Origin of the sequence: Amycolatopsis heterodermiae (genome assembly GCF_034929455.1) — a bacterium.
GTDB lineage: Bacteria > Actinomycetota > Actinomycetes > Mycobacteriales > Pseudonocardiaceae > Amycolatopsis > Amycolatopsis heterodermiae.
Genome location: NZ_JAYFSI010000006.1, coordinates 378,429 through 397,909, shown reverse-complemented (window position 1 = coordinate 397,909; position 19,481 = coordinate 378,429). Strand labels below are relative to the sequence as shown.

The following is a 19,481-nucleotide window of genomic DNA, read 5'->3' as shown; positions in this document are numbered from 1 at the left end:
GGGACCGCGCCCGTGTGACAGCCGCCGGGGTGACCGTGGTCACCGTTGCGCCCGGACGGCCCCTTCCGCGCGGCGCGGCCCGGGCGCACGCTGGAGGGATGTTCGTGCTGCGGCTCGTCGGCACCCTCCTGTGGTTCGGCATCCCGGCCGCCCTGCTGACCCACGGCCTCCAGGACCTCGCGGTGCGGGACGCGCCGACCCACAGCATCGAGGGCACGATCGCCGGGCACCGGCAGCAGTACCACCCGGCCACGCAGGACGCGCCCTCGTACACGACCTACTACATCACCGTCCGCAGCGCGACCGACGACTTCGAGGTCGGAGACGAACAAGAGGCGCTCGACACCGAGCCGGGCACGCAGGTGGTCGTGCAGGTGTCGGAGACGACGGACGACGTCGTGTTCGTGCGCAAGAACGACACGGTCGTGGACCTGCGCAACACGGTCGGCAAGGACGTCGGCACCATCGTGATCGCCTCGATCGGCCTCCTCATCGCGCTCGGGCGGGAGTTCCTGGTGGACGACTACGCCTTCCCGCGGTGGCCGGGGTTCCTCGTGGGCCTGCTCGCCGCGGGAGGCGGCGTGTACGTGGCGTTCCTGCTCGGCTGAGTCACAGCACGAGCCGCACCACGACCTCACCGTGGTCGATCTCGCCGGTCGGACGGAACCCCAGCTTCTCGTAGAAGGGACCCGGTCCGTCGTCGGCGGGGTGGTGGCTGGTGAGCAGTTCGGTGCCGCCGTCCGCGCGCACGAGACCGGCCACGTGCGCGAGCACCGCGCGGCCCAGCCCGCGCCCCTGGTGGCGCGCGTCGATCAGCAGCCGCCAGAGGAAGTACGGCCCGAGGAGGCCCGACCGCCCGGGCGGCACGTTCCAGCTGAGCATGACGAACCCGGCGGGCTCGCCGCCGGTGTAGACGGCCCGGTACCAGGGCTCGGCTTCGGGTGTCGCCGCCGCGTCCTCCAGCGACCTCGCCACCGACGCGACGAACCGCTCCTGACCGGGCCGCACGCGCAGCGCGCACACGGCGTCCCGGTTCTCGCCGGTGATCTCGACCAGCTCCATCGGCCCGGTCACGCCGGAAACACCGGCACCCACAGCTCGATGACGTCGTTGCGGCGGTAGAACTCGACGAGCGGGCGGCCGTGGTCGACGGGTTCGGCGCCTTCCAGCTCGGCCATGCCGGGCCCGATCTTCTCGAAGATCGCCGGTGGTTCCCCGGTCAGGGTCCCGCGCAGGTACCAGCCGCCGGCCAGCACGCCGGTCGCCAGCCCGAACGCCTCCGGCCGGTCGTCGTCCTTGACCGGTGTGCAGGCGGTGTAGGTGCCGGCCTCGACGTCGGCGCGCCCGTACATCTTGCGCCCGCGCAACCCGACCAGCCGCTCGAACGCGGGCCAGAGCTTCTGGATCTCGGGCAGCTCGTCGGCGGTCGCCTGTTCCATGACCGTGACGTCCGGCCGGTGGATGCGCGTGGGGGGAGCCTGCAGGACCGATGTCGTCATGGCCCCCATGAAACCACCGGGCACCGACGGTTTCCGGCCCTCACGACCGCGGAATCCGGATCTCGCCCGGGGTCCGGTCCGGGCGCAGGCCGCGCCAGGAGGTGTGGCGCAGCCGCATGTCCGGGGTGATCCGCCGGTAGACGACCTCGCCGACCAGCGACGGCTCGACCCAGTGCGCGCCGCGGGCGCGGTCGCGCGGGACCTCGGTGTCGAACGGGCTCGCCGGGCGGGCCAGCGGGGCCAGCACCGCGCTGAGGTGGTCGAGCGCGTCGTCGGTGAAGCCGGTGCCGACGTCGCCGAGGTAGACCAGTGCGCCTTCGTCGTCGTACGCGCCCAGCAGGAGCGCGCCCAGGGTGCCCGCGCGGCGGCCGGCGCCGGGACGCCAGCCGCCGACGATCACCTCGTCCGTGTGGGTCAGCGCGCGCTTGGTCCACAGCGGCGACCGGGCGCCGGGCAGGTACGGCGCGTCCAGGCGCTTCGCGACGACGCCCTCGATGCCGTGCTCGGCCGCGGTCGCCAGCAGCTGGGCCGGCGCGATGTCGGCGCGGGTGTACCAGGGCGGGACGACGATCCGGCCGTCCGCCGGGCGGACCAGCTCGGCCAGCAGCTCGCGCCGCTGCTCGTACGGCACGGTCAGCAGCGACTCGCCGTCGATCCGCAGCAGGTCGAAGGCGAAGTAGACGACCGGGACCTCCGCGCGCAGCTTCGGCGTCGGCTCGTGCATCGCGCGGCGCTGCATCAGCTCGAACTCCGGCCGCCCGGCCGCGTTCAGCGCGACGACCTCGCCGTCCAGCACCGCGGCCCGGCCGCCGAGCGCGGGCCCGAAGACGTCGCCCAGCTCCGGGTAGCGGGGCGTGTGGTCGCTGCCGCTGCGGCTGGTGATCCGGGTTTCGCCGGTGGCCGCGACGCGCACGCAGCCGCGGAAGCCGTCCCACTTCCACTCGTAGCCGTGCCGGTCGTCGTCGGGGAGGAGCCCGTCGACGGCCAGCATCGGCGAAACCGCGTCCGGCACCGTCCCCGCCATGCCGTCCAGTGTGGAGGATCGGCGCCCGCCGCGCTAACCGGTCGGCAGCAGGGGCAGCAGCTCCTGGTGGCTGCCGGCGCGGCGCAGCACGGGCGAACCGGGCCCGTCCGGGGCCAGGTCACCGGCGCGCAGGTCGGCCAGGAACCGGACGATCACCCGCGGGTCCGGCAGGATGTCGGCCCCGCCCAGGTAGGCCAGCACGATCATCTCCTCCCCGCAGGCGGCCTCGACCGCGACGGCCCAGCCGTGGACCTCGTCCCACAGCAACGCGACGTCACGTTCCGGGAAGTGCCGCAGGCGCCAGTCGACCGCGAGGTAGGCCGACACCGGGACGTCGACGTCCACGGTGCACGACTCGAGGCCGAAGCCGAGCGCCCTGGCCACCTCGCCCAGGTAGGCGCGCAGGCCGCGCTGGAACCACAACTCGAGATCGGCGTCGATCAGGCCGGACACCCGTTTCCTTTCCCTCCTCCGAAGCCGGCCGGGCGCCCTGCCCGGCCGGTCGTGACCGCGATCAGCCGACGGCGGCGAGCGCGTCGGCGCGATCCCGGTAGCAGGCGAACCCGGCGACGCCGGTCCCCCGCAGCAACCGCCACATCCGCGGGCTCCGCACCACCCACGCGACGGGCACGCCCGCCAGCTCGGCGCCGCGCCGCAGCCCGTGCAGCGCGCGGACGCCGGCGCCGGAGCAGAACGTCACCCCCGTCAGGTCGACGACGAGCACCCCGCCCGCCCGTATCGCGGTCTCAATACATTCGACAAGAATTCCGACGGTGGCGAGATCAATGTCGCCCACCACGGCGACGATCGCGCACCGATCACCTTCGAACGTCGTGGTGACCGAGAACGGCTCGCACAACGCGCCCGGCGAACTGCGGCCGAAGGCTCGCGAAAGCCGCGGTGGTTTCTGGATCCTCATGACCGGCTCCGGCGGCTCATCCTGACGGTTTACGCGTAGACCGTACCCAGTCCGTCCACCTTGGTGCACAACGGGAAGATCCCGATCCGGCGGGGCGTGCACCGACACGGCCGTCTGCACGTGCACCGGTCCGAAGAGGACGATCGAATCGCCCTGGTCCCGCCCGTTTCCCGCAATTCTTCCGATCGGTTCGGCAGCCGCGGCCGGAACCGGAGCCCATTCAGCGGGGAATTGCGTTTTCCGAAATTCAGCCGAATGCCGGAATCGGCACGCGCGTGCGTTCCAGGTCCGCGAAGAGGTCGCCGATGTCCGCGACGCGCTCCAGGACCTCGTCCGCGGTGAACCGCAGGTGCGTGACGTGCCGGCAGGCGCGCACCTCGTCCCAGGTGACCGGGGTCGACACCGTCGGCTCGTCGCGCCCGCGCAGCGAGTAGGGCGCCACGGTGGTCTTGAACGGGTTGTTCTGGCTCCAGTCGATGAAGATCTTGCCCGGGCGCAGGGTCTTCGTCATCCGCGCGACCACCAGGTCCGGCGTCTCCGTGGCCAGCCGCTCGGCCAGCGCCTTCGCGTACTGCGAGGTCTCGCCGCCGCCAGAGGTCACCACGCCCGCGTAGAGCTGCATGCCCTTGGAGCCGCTCGTCTTCGCAACCGGGGTGAGGCCGTCCTCGGTGAGCACGTCGTAGAGCCGCTCGGCGACCCGGCAGCAGTCGACGACGGTCGCGCCCGGCCCGGGGTCGAGGTCGAACACCAGCCGGTCCGGGGTGCTCCGCTCGTCGTCGGCGTCGACGGTCCACTGGTGGACGTGCAGCTCGAGCGCGGCGAGGTTGGCCGCCCAGACGAGCTCGGGCAGGTCGTTGATCAGCGGGTAGGCGACGATCTCGTGCTCCTTGCCGCGGCCGCCGACGGCGAGGCGGGCGGTGCGGACCCAGTCCGGGGCGTGCCGGGAGACGTCCTTCTCGAAGAACGAGCCGCCGGTGACGCCGTCGGGGAACCGCACGAAGGTCATGGCCCGGTCGCGGATGTGCGGCAGCAGCAGCGGCGCGATCCGGGTGTAGTAGTCGAGCACCTCGCCCTTGGTGAACCCGGTCTTCGGGTAGAGCACCTTTTCGAGGTTCGACAGCGTCAGCTGCCGCTCGCCCACCCGCACCGTGATCCGGCTCCCCGCCACGCCGGACACGCTACCGCGCTCCCCGCGGTTGAGCGCGTCGGTCACTCCTGGTTATGATGCAGTCGTATCACCAACGGGAGGGGACCCATGAAGTTCGACGTGCTGCAGGTGCTGGGGATGGTCGTGACGGTGGCCGGGGCGCAGGGTGCGATCCGCCTGCTGATCGACCACGGGAACGTCGGCCTGCTCGGCTGGCTCCATGCAGGGTTCGCGGGGACGCTGGTCTGCTACCTGGTCGCGACGGCGATCGGGATCGTGCTGACGGGGTGGGCGCACGACCGCGCCAAGGCGGCCGGGCGCCGGAGGTAGCGGTGCGTCAGACCGCCGGCGCCGCGAGCAGGCCCAGGCGCTGCGCGGTCGGCGTCCCGGGCTCGGGCTGGTAGACGACCAGCACGTGCTCGTCGTCGCCGGCCACGCCGAGCCGCTCGTACGTCAGGGACAGCGGCCCGGCCACCGCGCTGTGCCACAACGGTCGTGAGTGTTTAGGAGGGTTAGAACCCTCCTAAACACTCACGACAAGCCGCGGCAGACCTCTCACCGGAACCGCGTGCGCAGCTCGCCGATACCCTCGATTCGGCTGACCAGGACGTCGTCCGGGCCGAGGTAACGTGGCGGGGTCATCCGATTGCCCACGCCTGCTGGGGTTCCGGTGAAGATCAGGTCGCCCGGCAGCAGCGGGCAGATCGCCGACAGGCGGGCGATCAGCTCCGGGACGCCGAAGATCATCTCGCCGGTCCGGGCCTTCTGGACCACCGTTCCGTTCAGCTCGGTCGTCAGCCGCAGGTCGGCCGGGTCGGGGAACTCGTCCGGGGTCACCAGGGCCGGCCCGGTCGGGCCGAAACCCGGGAACGACTTGCCCAGCGAGAACTGCGGCGGGGTGCCGAGCAGCTGGACGCCGCGTTCGGACAGGTCCTGCCCGACGGTCAGCCCGGCGACGTGCTCCCACGCGTCCTCGGCCGCGATCCGGTGCCCGCCGACGCCGATCACCGCGACCAGCTCGACCTCCCAGTCGACGCGGTCGCCGGGCAGCTCCACCGTGGTGTCCGGGCCGGTGATGCAGGTCGGGAACTTGGTGAACACCAGCGGATCCGCGGGCGGCTGAAAGCCCGCTTCGGCGGCGTGCGGCGGGTAGTTCAGGGCGATCGCGAAGACCTGGCGCGGCCGTGGCACAGGCGCGTCGAGGCCACGGTCCAGGGGCTGCGCGGGCGGCAGCGGCGCGTTCGCCGCCCACACCCGGAACGCCGTCCAGTGTTCGAGGACGGCCATCGGGTCGGGACCGAACCGGCCGTCGCTCGCGAGGGCGACGTCCACGAAACCGTCACCGGACAGCAGGACGGCGCGGTCGTCCACTGTGGACAGGCGCATCAGACCCACTGGTCCGCGGCCGGCGGCGGGGTGCCGTGGGCGTCCTCCCAGGACACGACCGGGTTGCGCAGCACGCCGATGCCCTCGATCTCGGCCTCGACGACGTCGCCGGGCTTGAGGTAGTTCGCGAACGGGTCCTCCGTGCTGGCCGCGACACCCGCGACCGTGCCGGTCGTGATGAGGTCACCCGCGCTGTAGGTCTGCGGCGAGTGGTAGGCGATCAGCTGCGGGATCGACACGGACATCCGCCCGGTGTTGGACTTCTGCCGGACGTCGCCGTTGACGCGCAGCTCCATGTCCAGGTTGTGCGGGTCCTCGATCTCGTCGGCAGTGACGATGTACGGGCCGATCGGGCAGAACGTCTCGATGGCCTTGGAAAACGAAAACACACCGGACTGCATCTCGCGGCGCTGGATGTCGCGCGCGGTGATGTCGTTGAACACGAGGTAGCCGCCGATGTGCTCGGCCGCCTGCTCGGCGCTGAAGAACTTGCCCGGCTTGCCGAGCACGATCGCCAGTTCCAGCTCGTAGTCCAGCTCGGACGTCAGGTGCGACGGGTAGACGATCGGCTCCTCCGGGCCGATGATCGCGTCGACGTTCTGGAAGAAGACGATCCCCTTGTTCACCGGGTGCGACCAGTTCACCCGGACGAGGTCCTCGTGGTGCTCGCGGAAGTTCCCGGCGGTGTGGAAGAACTTCTTCGGCACGATCGGCGCGCGCAGGCGCACGTCGGCCAGGGGGTAGCGCCGGCCGGTCTCGGGCACGTCCCGGTCGCGTTCGAAGAACTCGCGCGTCGACGCGGTGTCGAGTTCCAGCACCTGGTCGTCGGCGATGCGCCCGACCTGGTTGTCGTTGAAGGTGACGAGCTTCATCGGGGTCCACTTCCTGCGGGGTCGGCCACGCGGAACACACGCAGCTGGAGGGCCAGCGTCGCGTAGTAGCCCACCAAAGTCGTGAGCTCGACGGCCATCCGGTTGCCAATGATTGGCACGACCTCGGCGTAAGTCACGTCGTCGACGTCCTCTTCGCGCAGCAGCGCGGACACGAACCGCAGCGCCGCCCGTTCGGTCTCGTCGGCCAGGTCCGGAAGCGACCCGTCGCGGACGGCCTCGACCTGCGCTTCGGTGAGCCCGGCGGCGAGCGCGTGCGGCTCGTGGGCGTACCGCTCGAACGCGCTGTCCCAGCGGGCCGCGACGGCGAGGACGGCCAGCTCCCGGATCCGGTCCCCCAGCGTCGTCGAGTACCGGATCGCGGCGCCGAGCGCCTGCAGCGCCTGCCCGGCCGGCGGCGCCACGAGCATCGCGTTGAACGGCCCGGCCAGCCGGCCGGCCGCGTCGACCAGCGGAAACCGCTGCGGACCGGCCGCGCGGGGGCCGCCGGTGATCTCGTCGTACAGCGCCCGCTGCTCGGGATCGAGGTCGTCGGGGGTGAGGTGCGGCAGCCTGCTCATGCCGTCCATCCCACCAGCGGCCCCGGCCGGCGTGCCCGGACGTGCCAACCAATGGCACGCCCGTTCCCCGTCCCGGCCTCTCGATCTAGCGTCGGTGCGGACCAAGGACCGAAGAGGAGCGTGCGGTGGACTGGCTCGGGCTGGGCGGGCGGAAGGCCCTGGTGGCCGGCGCCGGCGGGATCGGCGGCGGGGTCGCCGCAGCGCTCGCCGCAGCGGGGGCCGAGGTCGTGGTCGCCGACGTCGACGAGGAGCGGCTGGCCGCCGTCGGGACCAAGACGCTCCAGGCCGACCTGACCACCGCCGACGGCAGCCGGGAGTGCGTCGCCCGGGCGGCCGAGCTGCTGGGCGGGCTGGACGTCTTCGTGCACGCCGTCGGCGTCAACGACCGGCGCCCGGTGCTCGACACCCCGGACGAGGTCTGGGACGACATCGTCACGCTCAACCTGGGCAGCGCGTTCTGGACCGGGAAGGCTGCGGGCGCGGTGATGACGGCGGCCGGGTACGGCCGGATCGTCTACCTGTCGTCGGTCTCCGGCCTGCTCGCGCACCCCCACCACGCGCCCTACGCCGCCACGAAGGGCGGCGTCAACCAACTCGCCCGGGTGATGGCCCGGGAGTGGGCGGCGAGCGGTGTCACCGTGAACGCCGTCGCCCCCGGGTACACCGAGACCGGGCTGACCCGGCACCATCTCGGCAGGCCCGGCGTCCGCGACGAGCTGACGTCGCTGGTCCCCGCCGGGCGCCTCGGCACGGTGGACGACCTGCTCGGCCCGATCCTGTTCCTCTGCTCCGACCGCTCGGCGTTCGTCACGGGACACGTCCTGTACGCCGACGGCGGCCGCACCCTCGTTTAAGGAGTTTTCGTGCGATTCACCGACAAGGTCGTCCTCGTCACCGGCGCCGGCACCGGGTTCGGCGCCGCGATCGCCGTGCGCGCCGCCGAAGAGGGCGCCGACGTGGCCGTGCACTACCGCGGCTCCCGGGAGGGCGCCGAACGCACCGCGGAACGCGTCGAAGCGCTGGGCCGCAAGGCGTTCCTCGTGCAGGCCGACATCGCCGAGCACGAGCAGATCCGCCGGATGGCCGACGAGGTGTGGAGCCACTTCGGCCGGGTCGACGTCGCCGTGAACAACGTCGGGGACGTCGCCCGCGAGCAGATGTCGTGGCGGGACATCACCGAGGAGTCGATCGACCACGTGCTCGCCGTGGACATCAAGGGCACGCTGCTGTGCACCCACGAGTTCGGCGACCGGATGCTCGCCCAGGGCGGCGGCGCGATCGTCAACATCGGCTCGACCGTCGTCGCGCGCGGCAGCGCCCGCGCCCCGCAGTACGCGGCGGCGAAGTACGGGATCATCGGCCTGACCAAGTCGTACGCGCACGCCCTCGCCCCCACCGTGCGGGTGAACGTGTTCGCGCCGGGGTTCATGGAGACCGAAGCGACGCTCGGGCGTGAGGACTGGAAGACCGGCCGGGCGGAGAAGCTGCGGGACGCCACCCCGCTGGGCCGGATCCCCGGCCCGGAGGAGCTCGCCGGGACGGCGCTGTTCCTCGCCTCCGACGACGCGAGCCACATGACCGGCAGCTTCATGGTCGCCGACGGCGGCTACAACATGATCGGCGCATGATCTCGTCAGCTTGATTTCGTCAGTGAGGACGGAAAAATGAGCGAAACCAGGGTGATCTTCACCGGCGGCCGGGTGTTCGACGGGACGGGCTCCCCGGCCGTGCCGGGTGACGTCGCGGTGCGCGGCGACCGGATCGAAGCCGTGCGCGCGGGCGTCGAACCGGAGCCGGGCGACCGGGTCGTCGACTGCCGCGGCGCCACGGTCATGCCGGGCCTGATCGAGTCGCACGCGCACCTGACGTTCCCGTCCGCGGTCGGGCACGTCGACCCGTCGTTCAACCCGCCGCTGGACGTCTCGTTCTTCCACCACATGCCGACGCCCGACGAGCACCTCGCGCTCGCCGAGCGCAACGCGCGGATCCTCCTGGACCACGGCTTCACCAGCGCGTACTCCGCGGGCTCGCTGACGCCGGTGCCGACCGAGGTCCGGCTGCGCGACCGCATCGCCGCGGGTCTCGTCCCCGGTCCCCGGATGCGCGCGGCGTCGTTCGAGCGGGACAACAACCCGGTGCAGATGGGCCCGGACGGCCCGACTCCGAAGGAGATCGGGCCCGAGGCGGTCCGCGCGTTCATCCGTGAGCAGGCCGCGCTCGGCTTCGACAGCGTCAAGCTGCTGATGAGCAACGACGACGTTTTCTTCGAGGGCGGCTCGATGGTCACGCAGTACAGCGCCGAAGAGGCCGCCGCGGCGGGCGAGCAGGCCCGCGAGTCCGGGGTGTGGCTCAACTGCCACGCGCAGTCGCCCGAGTCGATCAAGCTGGCCGTGCGCAGCGGGTTCCGGTCGGTCTACCACTGCTCCTACGCCGACCAGGAGGCGATCGACCTGCTGGAGGAGCACAAGGACGAGATCTTCCTGTCCCCCGCCGTCGGCATCATGTGGGCGAACGTCCACGAGGGCGCCGAATTCGGCATCGACGCGGCGCTGGCGGAGAAGATGGGGTCGGTGAAGTCGCTGGCCGCGATGGAACAGCTCTACCCGGAGCTGCGCAAACGCGGCCTGCGGGTGCTGCCCGGCGGCGACTACGGTTTCCCGAACAACCCGATCGGGCGCAACGCGCGGGATCTGGAGCTGTTCGTGCGGCTGTTCGGCTACTCCCCCGCCGAGGCGCTGCGCGCCACCACGCAGTACGGCGGGCAGGTGCTGGACATGCCGGTCGGTGTCCTGACGGAGGACTACCTCGCCGATGTCCTGGTGGTGCGCGGCGACCCGACTCTCGACGTGACCCTGCTGCAGGACAAGGACAATCTCCTGGCGATCATGCAGGGCGGCCGGTTCCACAAGGCGCCCGCCGCGTGACGGTCTACCGCGAAGTCCTCGGCTTCCGCCCGCTGGAGCTGGACCTCCACCTGCCGTCCGGCCCCGGCCCGCATCCGGCGATCGTGTACCTGCACGGCGGCGGCTGGCGGCGCGGCTCGCGGCGGACGACGATCCCCGCGAACCTGTGCTCGACCTTGGCGGAGCGGGGTTTCGCGGTCGCCGCGGCGGACTACCGGCTCAGCGGCGAGGCGCGTTTTCCCGCGCAGCTGGACGACGTCCGCGCGGCGATCACCTGGCTGCGGTCCGAAGTGGACTGCAGCCGGACGTTCCTGTGGGGCGAGTCGGCGGGCGCCCACCTGGCCCTGCTGACGGCCCTGGACGGCGGCGACGTCGACGGTGTCGTCGCGTGGTACCCGCCGACGGACTTCCTGGGCCTGGCCGGCGACCTCACCGGCGCCGCCGACGACTCACGCGAGACGGAACTGCTCGGTGTGGCCCCCTCGGCGGATCCCGAGCGGGCGCGAGCGGCGAGCCCGATCACCTTCGCACGCCGTGACGCCCCGCCGATCCTGCTGATGCACGGCGACGCCGACGATCTCGTGCCCGCCACCCAAAGCGTCCGGCTGGCCGAGGTACTGCGGGCGGCCGGTGCGCCGGTGGAGCTGGACCTGGTACCGGGCGCCCGTCACATGTGGACGGACGCCCGCGACGTCGGCGCGATCGTCGACCGCTCCGCGGAGTTCCTCAGGCGACAGCTTCCGCGATGAGCGTCAAGGCGCGGTCCACCGGCTCGATCGCCGAGGGCAGGCCCAGGAAGCCGTGCAGCATCGAGCGGATCTGGACGTGGTGGACGTCCACTCCGGCGGCCGCCAGGGCTCCCGCGAACCGCTCCCCCGACGGCCGCAGGTCGTCGTACTCCGCCGTGAGCAGCAGGGTCGGGCACAGGTCCGCCAGCACGGCCAGGCCCGGCATCGCGTAGCCGTCCGCGCTGCTCACCGAGCCGCCGAGGTATGCCTCCGTGATCGAGCGGACCTCGGCCGGCGGGAAGTGCAGCAGCGGCGGCACCTCGGTCATGAGCTGGGTCAGGGACGCCGGCGGGGGCGGGAGTTCCGGGTGCAGCACCGGGTACACCAGGGCCAGCGACGCGGGCTGCCAGCCGTCGGCGTCGCGCAGGCGCAGGGCCGCACCCGCCGCGAGGTTGCCGCCCGCGCTGGCGCCGCCCAGCACGATCCGGGGCGGGCCCAGGGTGTCGCGGACCCAGCGGACCGCGGCGACGACGTCGTCGTGCGGAACCGGGTACGGGACGGCGAGCCGGTAGTCGACGCTGACCACCGTCGCGCCCGCGCGGCCGGCGATCTCGCGCGCCACCCAGTCCGCCTCCGGCATGTCGAGGTCGCCCATCTTGAACGCGCCGCCGTGCAGCCACACCAGGCACGGCCCGTCGCCGGGTGCGTAGACGCGGACCGGGACCGGCCCGTGCGGACCGGGCACCTTCTCGTCGCGGGTCTCGACGGCCGGCGGCGGGCCGCCGACGGACGGCGTCATGAACCGGATCATCCGGTCGCGGAACGCGGGGTCGGTCACCAGCGCCTCGAACGACGGGACGCCGTCGAGCAGCGGGAGCTTCCCGGCGACGGCGGGGTGGATCGGCATGCGGCTCAGCCTTTCTGGGGGTGTCCGAGGGGGAAGAGCGGGTCGGCGGTCCCGCCGGGCAGGTCTTCGGGGTGCGCCTCGACGGCGGCCATCGAGCGGGGCAGTTCGAACGGCAACCGGCCTTCGGCCCGCGCGCGGCCGAAGACGACGTCCAGCACGGCTTCGTCGGACGCGCCGAAGTCGGCGAGCAGCGCGTCCGCGGCCGACGCGATCTCAGGCAGGACGGCGGGGCGCTCGAGGAAGACGTCCACGACGGTCGGCACCGTCGCGGCCAAGGAGACCAGCTGATCACGGCGGTCGTCCGGCAGGTCCAGCCGTCCCTGGTGGAAGAACGCCTCGGGCAGCTGCCGCGCGGCCTCGTAGGGCGTGCCGATGCGCACCAGCGCCGCGTCGGCCGCGGCCGGGGTGTCCACAAGGGACGCGTACCGGACCGCGACCGCCGGATCGACGCCTTCGACGTAGAGCCGGATGCCCTCGGCGAGCGGCAGGATTCCGGAGTCGAGCAGGACCATCGACCGCCGCTGGGCCGCCGCGCCCGCGGCCGCGAAGTCCGCTTGGCCGACCGTGCAGACCGCGGTTTCCTCGGAGACGTAAGGGTTCTCGAACAGTCCCAAGTGGACCATCAGCGTCAGGACCCGGCCCGCGGACTCGTCGAGCCGCGCTTCGGGCACCCGGCCCGCCGCCACCAGGCCCGTGATCACCTCGGGGCACCACTCCCCGCCGAACTGGTCGACCCCGGCGTCCAGCAGCAGCAACGCGCGTTCGGTGCGGTCGAGGTGCTCCACACCCCAGGCCCGCGCGGGCCACACCGTCCCGTCGGCCAGCACGCTGTCGGTCAGCAGCCCGAAGTCCGTGCACACCAGGCCGTCGAAGCCTTCGCCGCGGCGAAGCTGCCCGGCCACCACCTCCGGGTCGAACGCGAACCCGACCTCACGCAGCCCCGGCACGCCCACCGGACGGCCGTAGTACGGCATCACCGCCGCGGCCCCGGCCCGCAGCGCCGGGCGGAACCGGTCGCGGTGCAGCTCGTACCGCCCGGCCGGGTAGACCTGGTCCGGCCCGGACGCGAAGTGCGCGTCGAGCCCGCCCGCCTGCGGCCCCGCGCCCGGCCAGTGCTTGACCATCGCGGCCACCGAGCCCGGGCCGAGCGCCGGTCCCTGCAGGCCCTCGACGTAGGCCGCGGCCAGGCGCGCGACGACGTCCGGGTCGGCGCCGAAGGTCCCGGAGATCCGCGCCCAGCGCGGCTCGCTGGCCAGGTCGGCCATCGGGTGCAGCGCCAGCCGGATGCCGACCGCGGTGTACTCCGCCCGCACGGTGCGGGCGAACGCGCGCACCAGCTCCTCGTCGTCCAGGGCGCCGAACCCGAGCGGCTCGGGCCAGCGCGAACACCCGCCGGAGGCCACCGACGTCAGCGGGTTCTCGGTGGCCGAGTGCCGCGGGTCCGACGACAGCAGCACCGGGATCCCCAGCCGGCTGTGCGCCGCGACGTCCTGGACCCGGTTGTGCCAGCGGGCCAGCGGCCCGGCGGCGACCGGGGCCATCAGGCTCAGGCAGCGCAGGTGCCCGTCGCGCAGCACGGACGTCGTGGGCGCCGTCGGCAGCAGCCCGGCGGGGGCGTCGACCAGCCCGCCGTCCGGCGCCACCGACACCGGCGCGTGGCACAGCAACCCGGCCTTCTCCACCACCGTCATCCGGGAGAGCAGGTCGCGCACCCGTTCCTCCGCCGGGCGGCGCGGGTCTTCGTAGGGGGCCATCACCCCGTCGCCGTCGAGATCGCGGAAGGCGACGCCGTTGTCGTCGAGCACAGGGAGCATGGCGCCGAGGATGACCGCACGCGGGCGCGCCCACCTACGTCCATGCCATTGAATGGCAGCGTCAGAGGCGCGTGGCGGCGGCGCCGAGCTCGCGGGAGATGCCCCGCGCGGTGGTCTGCACCGCGAGCCCCAGCCGGCGCGGCTGGGCGACGCGCTTCGGGACGAGGACGCCCACCACCCCCAGCACGACGTCGTCGCGGCCGAACACCGGCGCGGCGACGGAGACGATCGACTCGTGCTCGTCCTCCCGCCGGAAGATCGCCAGCCGCTCGCGCCGGACGTCGGCCAGCGTGCGGCGCAGGACGTCCGCGGCGATCAGGCGGTTGTCCGGCTCGCTGTAGACCGGCTTCGAGAGCAGTTCTTCCTGCACCTCTTTCGGCGCGAAAGCCAGCAGCGCGAGCCCGACACCGGTGGAGTGCAAGGGAAGCCGCCCGCCGATCCGGTAGTCGACCGGCGCGGCCTGGTGCGCCGAAAGCCGTTCGACGAGCATCGCCTGCATCCCGTCGCGCACCGCCAGCTGGACGTGCTGGTGGGTCACCTCGGCGAGGTCGTTCATGAACGGCAGCGCCACCTGCCGCAGGCCGTGGCCGCGCGGCGCGAGCGTCGCGACCTCCAGGAGCCGGAGCCCGACGCAGAACCGGCCGGCGTCGTCCCGCTCCAGCGCACCCCAGTCCACGAGCCGGTTCGCGAGCCGCAACGCCGAACTGGGCGGGATCTCGGCCCGCCGGCTCAGCTCCGCCAGGGTGAGGGTCCGATGCTCCGCGTCGAACGTCGCCAGCAGGGAGAGGGCGCGATCGACGACCGGTTCGCCTTGGGCCGGACGGCGGCCCCGCACCCGCGCGGAATCGGTCATATCGACATCGGTGTTCCATTGATTGGCATCCCCCTCACGGTACACCGCGCGAGGCGCTCATCCTTCCCCGCAGGTCAGCCGACCGAGACGCGAAAGGTGCCCAACGATGAGTACTTCTTTCCGCCAAGAGTCCACGTCCTCCGCGGGAGCGGCGTTTCCCGGACCCCGGCGCGGGTTCCTCTTCTTCTTCGCCTTCGCCGCGGTCGGTGCGGGGATGGCCGTGCTCGTCCCGGCCGTGCTGACCCTGTCGGTCAAGGCGACCCTGCTCGACCCGGCGGGCGCCACGACGATGGTGTCGATCGTGACCAGCATCAGCGCCCTGTGCTCCCTCGTGGCCTTCCCGGTGTTCGGCAGGCTGAGCGACCGGACCACGGGCCGGTTCGGCCGGCGCCGGCCGTTCCTCCTGCTCGGTGCCGTCCTGTTCACCCTCGGCGCGATCGGCCTGCAGCTGGGGACCACGACGTTCGCGCTGACCGTCGCGGCGAGCTGCACGACGGTCGGGGCGAGCGCGGCCACCGTCGCGTTCACCTCGGTCATCCCCGACCAGCTGCCGCCGGACTGCCGCGGCCCGGCGTCCGCGGTGGTCGGGCTGAGCCTGCCGGTCGGCGCGGTGGTCGGCCTGTTCATCGCGCAGCTGGTCGCCCCGAACCTGCCCGCGATGATCCTGCTGCCGGCCGGGCTCGCGGTCCTCGGCACGCTCCTGCTCACCTTCACGATGCGGGACCGGCGCCTGTCGCCGGAGGAGCGGCCCGCGTTCGCGTGGCGCGACCTGCCCCGCACCTTCTGGGTGAACCCGGTGCGCCACCCCAACTTCGGCTACACCTGGCTGAGCCGGCTGCTGATCTTCTTCGGCGTCGCCGCGATCCAGGCGTACCAGGCCTTCTACCTGATGAACGTCTTCCACATCTCGCCGGCCGGCATCGCGAACGCGGTCTTCCTGTCCACGCTCGTGCTCACCGGCGCGGCCCTGCTGTTCGCTCCCCTGGCCGGCAAGATCTCCGACCGCGTCGGGCGCCGCAAGCCGTTCGTCGTCACCGCCGCCGTGATCTTCGGGATCGGGCTGCTGTTCGCCACCTTCACCAGCACCTACCCGCTGTTCCTGGTCGCGATGGGCATCATCGGCCTCGGCCAGGGTGTCTACTTCGCCGTCGACATCGCCCTCATCACCCAGGTGCTGCCCCACCCGGACGACACGGCCAAGGACCTGGGGCTGATGAACCTGGCCGGCAACCTGCCGACGTCGATCGTGCCGGCGCTGGCCCCGGCGATCCTCGCCATCGGCGCGACGGCCGCCGTGCCGCAGAACTTCCCCGCGCTGTTCATCGCGGGCGCGGTCGCCGGGCTGCTCGGCGCGGTGCTGATCCTGCCGATCCGGAAGGTGCGCTAGTGCCACTGTTCGCCGCGCCCGCACTCGAGTACGTCAGCAGCGCGGTCGTCGAACTCGGCGAACCCCTGGACGTCGGCGAAACGCTCGAGGGACACCGCCGGGTCGTCCCCATCATCGGCGGGAAGTTCGACGGCCCGGGGCTCGCCGGGCGGATCCGGCCGGTCGGCGCGGACTGGCAGCGGATCCTGCCCGACGGCACCACGCTGGTCGAGGCGCGCTACCAAGTCGAGACCGGCGAGGGGCTCGTCTCGATCACCTCCACCGGCGTCCGCACCGGGCCGCCCGAGGTGCTGGCCGCGCTCGCCCGCGGGGAGCGCGTCGACCGGTCCCGGTACGAATTCCGGCTGACCGTAACGGTTTCCGGTGCGGTCGAGCGGCGGCTGTCCGCCGCTGTCCTGGTGGCGTCGGCGGAACGCACCCCGGACACCGTCCGCTACGACCTCTACCGGCTGACGTGAGCAGCGCGCCTACCCGGCTGCGGCTCGACCACCTCACGCCGGGCCGGCCGTCGGGACCACGTCCTCGGCTTTCGTGGTGGCTGCCCGAGGGCGCGGCCGTGCAGCACGCGTACGAAGTGCGGCTGACCGGCCCGGACTGGACGTCGGGCCGGTGCGAGAGCGACCAGTCGGTGCTCGTCGAGCTGCCGGAGCGCCGGGCCACGGCGTGGCAGGTCCGTGTCTGGACGGACGTCGGAGAGAGCGACTGGTCGGAGCCCGCGCCTTGGGCCGTCGTCACCTTGCCCACGGCGACGGCGATGTGGATCGAGCCGCACGAGCCGGTGCTCGCGCCGCCCGGACTGCGCCCCGCGCACCAGTTGCGTCACGAGTTCACGCTCGCCGAGCCGGTCGAGACCGCGACGGCGTGGGCGACCGCGCACGGGATCTACGAACTGTTCGTCAACGGCACCCGCGTCGGCGACCTCGAGCTGACGCCGGGGTTCACCGCCTACCGCAAGCGGCTCCAGGTCGAGCCTTTCGACGTGCGCGCCCTGCTCCGGCCGGGCGTCAACGCGATCGAGTTCCTGGTGTCCGACGGCTGGTTCCGCGGCCGCCACGGGTTCGAACGCGCCGCGGACGGCTTCGGCGACCGCGTCGCCGCGTGGCTGGTGCTGGAGGTCGACGGCGTCACCACGGTCACCACCGGCCCGGGCTGGTGGTCGCGGCCGAGCCGGATCACCGCGGACCTGATGGACGGCCAGGCGACCGACTTCCGGCGGCCCGCACCGGGTTCCGTGGGCCTGGACGCGCCCGGCTGGCGCACGGCACGCGTTCGCGACGGCGGGCCGGACCAGCTAGTGCTCACCGAAGCGCCGCCGGTGCGGCGGATCGAGGAAATCCCGCCGGTCTCGATCAGCCGGGTCGGCGAGAGCGTGGTCGTGGACTTCGGGCAGAACCTCACCGGCTGGGTCCGGCTGTGCGACCTCGGCCCGGCCGGCACCCGGCTGAGGCTGACCCACGGCGAGCACCTCGGCCCGGACGGCCGGGTCACCACCGACCACCTGCGGGCGTTCGACTTCGCCACCAAACAGCTCCTGCCCGCCGGGCAGGTCGACACGGTGGTGTCGGCGGGCCCGGGCGTCTTCGAGCCGCGCCACACCACCCACGGCTTCCGCTACGTCCAGCTCGACGTGCTGCCGGGCGCGCTCGCCGCGTCCGACATCACCGCCGTCGTCGTGCACACCGACCTCCCCGAGGCCGGCTGGTTCCGGTGCGGCGACGCCCGTCTCGAGGCCTTGCACCGAGCCGCGGTGTGGAGCCTTCGCGGCAACGCCTGCGACGTCCCGACCGACTGCCCGCAGCGGGAACGCTCCGGGTTCACCGGCGACTGGCAGGTGTACGTCGCCACCGCCGCCCTGACCCACGACGTCGCCGGGTTTTCCGCGAAGTGGCTGAACGACCTGGCCGCCGACCAGTGGCCCGACGGCCGCGTCCCGACGATCACGCCCGACCCCGCGGGTGACGGCCCGTCCGGGAACCCGTTCACCGACGCGATGGCCGGGTCCGCGGGCTGGGGTGACGCGGCCGTGCTGGTGCCCTGGGAACTCTGGCGCGCCTACGGCGACCGGGAGCTCCTGGCCCGACAGTACGCGTCGATGGTCCGCTGGGTCGAGTACGCGGCGGCGTCCGCGCGCGAACGGCGTCACCCCGATCGCGCGGGGAGTCCGCGGCCGCACGAGGAGTTCCTGTGGGACACCGGCGGGCACTTCGGCGAATGGCTCGAGCCGGGCGTCCCGCCGAACCCCAACCCGACGGCGGACCACGGCATCGTCGCGACGGCCTACCTCGCCCGCTCCGCGCGGGTGCTCGGCCGCGTCGCCGCCCTGCTGGGCCACGCGCCGGACGCCGTCCGGTTCGGGCGGCTCGCGGACCGCGTCCGGGACGCGTGGCAGCGCGAGTACCTCGGCACGCTCGGCGAGTCCACGCAGGGCAACCACGTCCGGGCGCTCGCGTTCGGGCTGGTGCCCTCGCACCTGCGCGACGCCGTGGCCGCCCGCCTCGCCTCGCTGGTCGCCGACGCCGGCGACCACGTCGGCACCGGCTTCCTCACCACGGGCCTGCTGCTGCCCGCGCTCGCCGACCACGGCTACCTCGACGTCGCCTACCGGGTGCTGCTGTCGACGGGAATCCCGTCGTGGCTGGAGATGCTCGACCGCGGCGCGACGACGTTCTGGGAACGCTGGGACGCCGTCGACGGCGGCGAGGTCCGGGGTTCGCTCAACCACTACAGCAAGGGTGCCGCGATCTCGTTCCTGTACACGCACATCGCGGGCATCCGGCTGCCCGAGGACCCCGGCCCCGAAGAGGCCGGGTACCGCCGGTTCATCGTCGAGCCCCGTCCGGGCGGCGGCCTGGACCGGGCCGAAGCGGAGCACCTCAGCCCCTACGGCCCGATCCGCAGTGCGTGGCACCGCGGCGGCGACCAGCTGCGGCTCACCGTCGAGGTACCGCCCGGAACCCGCGCCGAGATCCGGCTTCCCAGCGGAGCCACGACCGAAGGCCCGGGACGGCACACGTTCACGGCGCCGCTCGCTCCACAGTAGACGGACGCGACCGCCAGGACCACGCGGCCAGCACCGACGCCAGCACCACCAGCCCCACCCCGAACGGCACGTGCAGCGCCCGGTTCCCCATCCCGCCGAGCATCGCCTGCACGACCGTCATCACGACCAGGGCCGCGCTCGCCCACACGGGCCACGCGGGACTACGCCCCTGCCGCCACAGCACCGCGGCGACGACGAGCTCGGCCACCGCGAACACGGACACCGGGATCGCCCCGGCCCCGTGCAGGGTCCGTGCCGAGGCCACCCCCTCCAGCAGCTGCCCCGCGGTGGCCGCCTGCAGCAGCACCAGCAGCACCTCCCCGGTCGCGGCGACCCGCATCGCCCACGCCCAGCCCGCCTTCGTCCGTTCGCCGAGCACTGTCCCGGTCATGAGCGCCACCTTCGATCCGTCACGGATGCCTTG

23 protein-coding genes are annotated in these 19,481 nt (G+C 72.9%); 9 read left to right on the top strand and 14 right to left on the bottom strand.

Going from position 1 to position 19,481, the window contains the following annotated elements:
- Positions 1–98 precede the first annotated feature (98 nt).
- The gene (locus tag VA596_RS26805) at positions 99–608 is read left to right on the top strand and encodes a hypothetical protein (RefSeq protein WP_323330921.1); all 510 of its coding nucleotides are present in this window, start codon (positions 99–101) and stop codon (positions 606–608) included.
- A gap of 1 nt (position 609) precedes the next feature.
- On the opposite strand, the gene VA596_RS26800 is transcribed toward VA596_RS26805, so the two are convergent.
- From VA596_RS26800 to ligD (VA596_RS26775), 6 genes are all read right to left on the bottom strand, one after another.
- Positions 610–1,074, bottom strand: a complete 465-nt coding sequence (locus VA596_RS26800; protein WP_323330920.1) for a GNAT family N-acetyltransferase — start codon at positions 1,072–1,074, stop codon at positions 610–612.
- Positions 1,071–1,499 carry a GyrI-like domain-containing protein gene (locus VA596_RS26795; RefSeq protein WP_323330919.1) on the bottom strand — a complete coding sequence of 143 codons (429 nt, stop codon included), beginning with the start codon at positions 1,497–1,499 and terminating at the stop codon, positions 1,071–1,073. The genes VA596_RS26800 and VA596_RS26795 overlap by 4 nt, the downstream gene beginning before the upstream one ends.
- 40 nt (positions 1,500–1,539) lie before the next feature.
- Positions 1,540–2,523, bottom strand: coding sequence for a non-homologous end-joining DNA ligase (gene ligD / locus VA596_RS26790; protein WP_323330918.1), 984 nt, complete (start codon positions 2,521–2,523; stop codon positions 1,540–1,542).
- 33 nt (positions 2,524–2,556) lie between these two features.
- Positions 2,557–2,976: a DUF6292 family protein gene (locus VA596_RS26785; protein ID WP_323330917.1), complete on the bottom strand. Its 420-nt coding sequence runs from the start codon at positions 2,974–2,976 to the stop codon at positions 2,557–2,559.
- A 61-nt stretch (positions 2,977–3,037) separates the two neighbouring features.
- Positions 3,038–3,442: an STAS domain-containing protein gene (locus VA596_RS26780; protein WP_323330916.1), complete on the bottom strand. Its 405-nt coding sequence runs from the start codon at positions 3,440–3,442 to the stop codon at positions 3,038–3,040.
- Positions 3,443–3,689: 247 nt separating this feature from the next.
- Positions 3,690–4,610 carry a non-homologous end-joining DNA ligase gene (gene ligD / locus VA596_RS26775; protein ID WP_323331125.1) on the bottom strand — a complete coding sequence of 307 codons (921 nt, stop codon included), beginning with the start codon at positions 4,608–4,610 and terminating at the stop codon, positions 3,690–3,692.
- A gap of 87 nt (positions 4,611–4,697) precedes the next feature.
- Here ligD (VA596_RS26775) and VA596_RS26770 point away from each other — a divergent pair, with 87 nt between their 5' ends.
- Positions 4,698–4,919: a hypothetical protein gene (locus tag VA596_RS26770; RefSeq protein ID WP_323330915.1), complete on the top strand. Its 222-nt coding sequence runs from the start codon at positions 4,698–4,700 to the stop codon at positions 4,917–4,919.
- A gap of 7 nt (positions 4,920–4,926) precedes the next feature.
- Here the strand turns inward: VA596_RS26770 and VA596_RS26765 are convergent, their stop codons facing one another.
- The 4 genes from VA596_RS26765 to VA596_RS26750 all read right to left on the bottom strand — a co-directional run bounded on the left by VA596_RS26765 (position 4,927) and on the right by VA596_RS26750 (position 7,425).
- A complete protein-coding gene (locus VA596_RS26765; protein WP_323330914.1) occupies positions 4,927–5,079 on the bottom strand; it encodes an MmyB family transcriptional regulator in 153 nt (50 codons plus the stop codon).
- 65 nt (positions 5,080–5,144) lie between these two features.
- Positions 5,145–5,975 (bottom strand): fumarylacetoacetate hydrolase family protein, encoded by an 831-nt coding sequence (locus tag VA596_RS26760; protein WP_323331124.1) that lies wholly within the window; start codon positions 5,973–5,975, stop codon positions 5,145–5,147.
- Positions 5,975–6,847 (bottom strand): fumarylacetoacetate hydrolase family protein, encoded by an 873-nt coding sequence (locus VA596_RS26755; protein WP_323330913.1) that lies wholly within the window; start codon positions 6,845–6,847, stop codon positions 5,975–5,977. The genes VA596_RS26760 and VA596_RS26755 overlap by 1 nt, the downstream gene beginning before the upstream one ends.
- Complete coding sequence (locus VA596_RS26750; protein WP_323330912.1) at positions 6,844–7,425, bottom strand: carboxymuconolactone decarboxylase family protein; 582 nt, start codon at positions 7,423–7,425, stop codon at positions 6,844–6,846. The genes VA596_RS26755 and VA596_RS26750 overlap by 4 nt, the downstream gene beginning before the upstream one ends.
- A 125-nt stretch (positions 7,426–7,550) precedes the next feature.
- Between VA596_RS26750 and VA596_RS26745 the strand changes: the two genes are divergently transcribed.
- The 4 genes from VA596_RS26745 to VA596_RS26730 are packed head-to-tail and all read left to right on the top strand — an operon-like array spanning position 7,551 to position 11,077.
- A complete protein-coding gene (locus VA596_RS26745; protein ID WP_323330911.1) occupies positions 7,551–8,279 on the top strand; it encodes an SDR family NAD(P)-dependent oxidoreductase in 729 nt (242 codons plus the stop codon).
- 9 nt (positions 8,280–8,288) lie between these two features.
- Positions 8,289–9,053: an SDR family NAD(P)-dependent oxidoreductase gene (locus VA596_RS26740; RefSeq protein ID WP_323330910.1), complete on the top strand. Its 765-nt coding sequence runs from the start codon at positions 8,289–8,291 to the stop codon at positions 9,051–9,053.
- Between the two features lie 36 nt (positions 9,054–9,089).
- Entirely contained in the window at positions 9,090–10,349 is a 1,260-nt protein-coding gene (locus tag VA596_RS26735) for an amidohydrolase family protein (RefSeq protein ID WP_323330909.1), read from the top strand.
- Complete coding sequence (locus VA596_RS26730; RefSeq protein WP_323330908.1) at positions 10,346–11,077, top strand: alpha/beta hydrolase; 732 nt, start codon at positions 10,346–10,348, stop codon at positions 11,075–11,077. The genes VA596_RS26735 and VA596_RS26730 overlap by 4 nt, the downstream gene beginning before the upstream one ends.
- Here the strand turns inward: VA596_RS26730 and VA596_RS26725 are convergent.
- From VA596_RS26725 to VA596_RS26715, 3 genes are all read right to left on the bottom strand, one after another.
- Positions 11,055–11,963 (bottom strand): alpha/beta hydrolase fold domain-containing protein, encoded by a 909-nt coding sequence (locus tag VA596_RS26725; protein WP_323330907.1) that lies wholly within the window; start codon positions 11,961–11,963, stop codon positions 11,055–11,057. The genes VA596_RS26730 and VA596_RS26725 overlap by 23 nt on opposite strands.
- A 5-nt stretch (positions 11,964–11,968) precedes the next feature.
- A complete protein-coding gene (locus VA596_RS26720) occupies positions 11,969–13,777 on the bottom strand; it encodes a glycoside hydrolase family 3 protein (RefSeq protein ID WP_323330906.1) in 1,809 nt (602 codons plus the stop codon).
- 61 nt (positions 13,778–13,838) lie between these two features.
- Positions 13,839–14,630 (bottom strand): IclR family transcriptional regulator, encoded by a 792-nt coding sequence (locus tag VA596_RS26715; protein ID WP_323330905.1) that lies wholly within the window; start codon positions 14,628–14,630, stop codon positions 13,839–13,841.
- A 106-nt stretch (positions 14,631–14,736) separates the two neighbouring features.
- On the opposite strand from VA596_RS26715, the gene VA596_RS26710 reads away from it, so the two are divergent.
- Genes VA596_RS26710 through VA596_RS26700 form a run of 3 tightly spaced genes read left to right on the top strand, consistent with a single transcriptional unit; the run spans position 14,737 to position 19,057 of the window.
- A complete protein-coding gene (locus tag VA596_RS26710; protein WP_323330904.1) occupies positions 14,737–16,017 on the top strand; it encodes an MFS transporter in 1,281 nt (426 codons plus the stop codon).
- The gene (locus VA596_RS26705) at positions 16,017–16,475 is read left to right on the top strand and encodes a DUF3237 family protein (protein ID WP_323330903.1); all 459 of its coding nucleotides are present in this window, start codon (positions 16,017–16,019) and stop codon (positions 16,473–16,475) included. Before VA596_RS26710 ends, VA596_RS26705 begins: the two co-directional genes overlap by 1 nt.
- Positions 16,472–19,057 (top strand): family 78 glycoside hydrolase catalytic domain, encoded by a 2,586-nt coding sequence (locus VA596_RS26700; protein WP_323330902.1) that lies wholly within the window; start codon positions 16,472–16,474, stop codon positions 19,055–19,057. The genes VA596_RS26705 and VA596_RS26700 overlap by 4 nt, the downstream gene beginning before the upstream one ends.
- On the opposite strand, the gene VA596_RS26695 is transcribed toward VA596_RS26700, so the two are convergent.
- A complete protein-coding gene (locus tag VA596_RS26695; RefSeq protein ID WP_323330901.1) occupies positions 19,032–19,448 on the bottom strand; it encodes a hypothetical protein in 417 nt (138 codons plus the stop codon). The genes VA596_RS26700 and VA596_RS26695 overlap by 26 nt on opposite strands.
- Between the last annotated feature and the right edge of the window lie 33 nt (positions 19,449–19,481).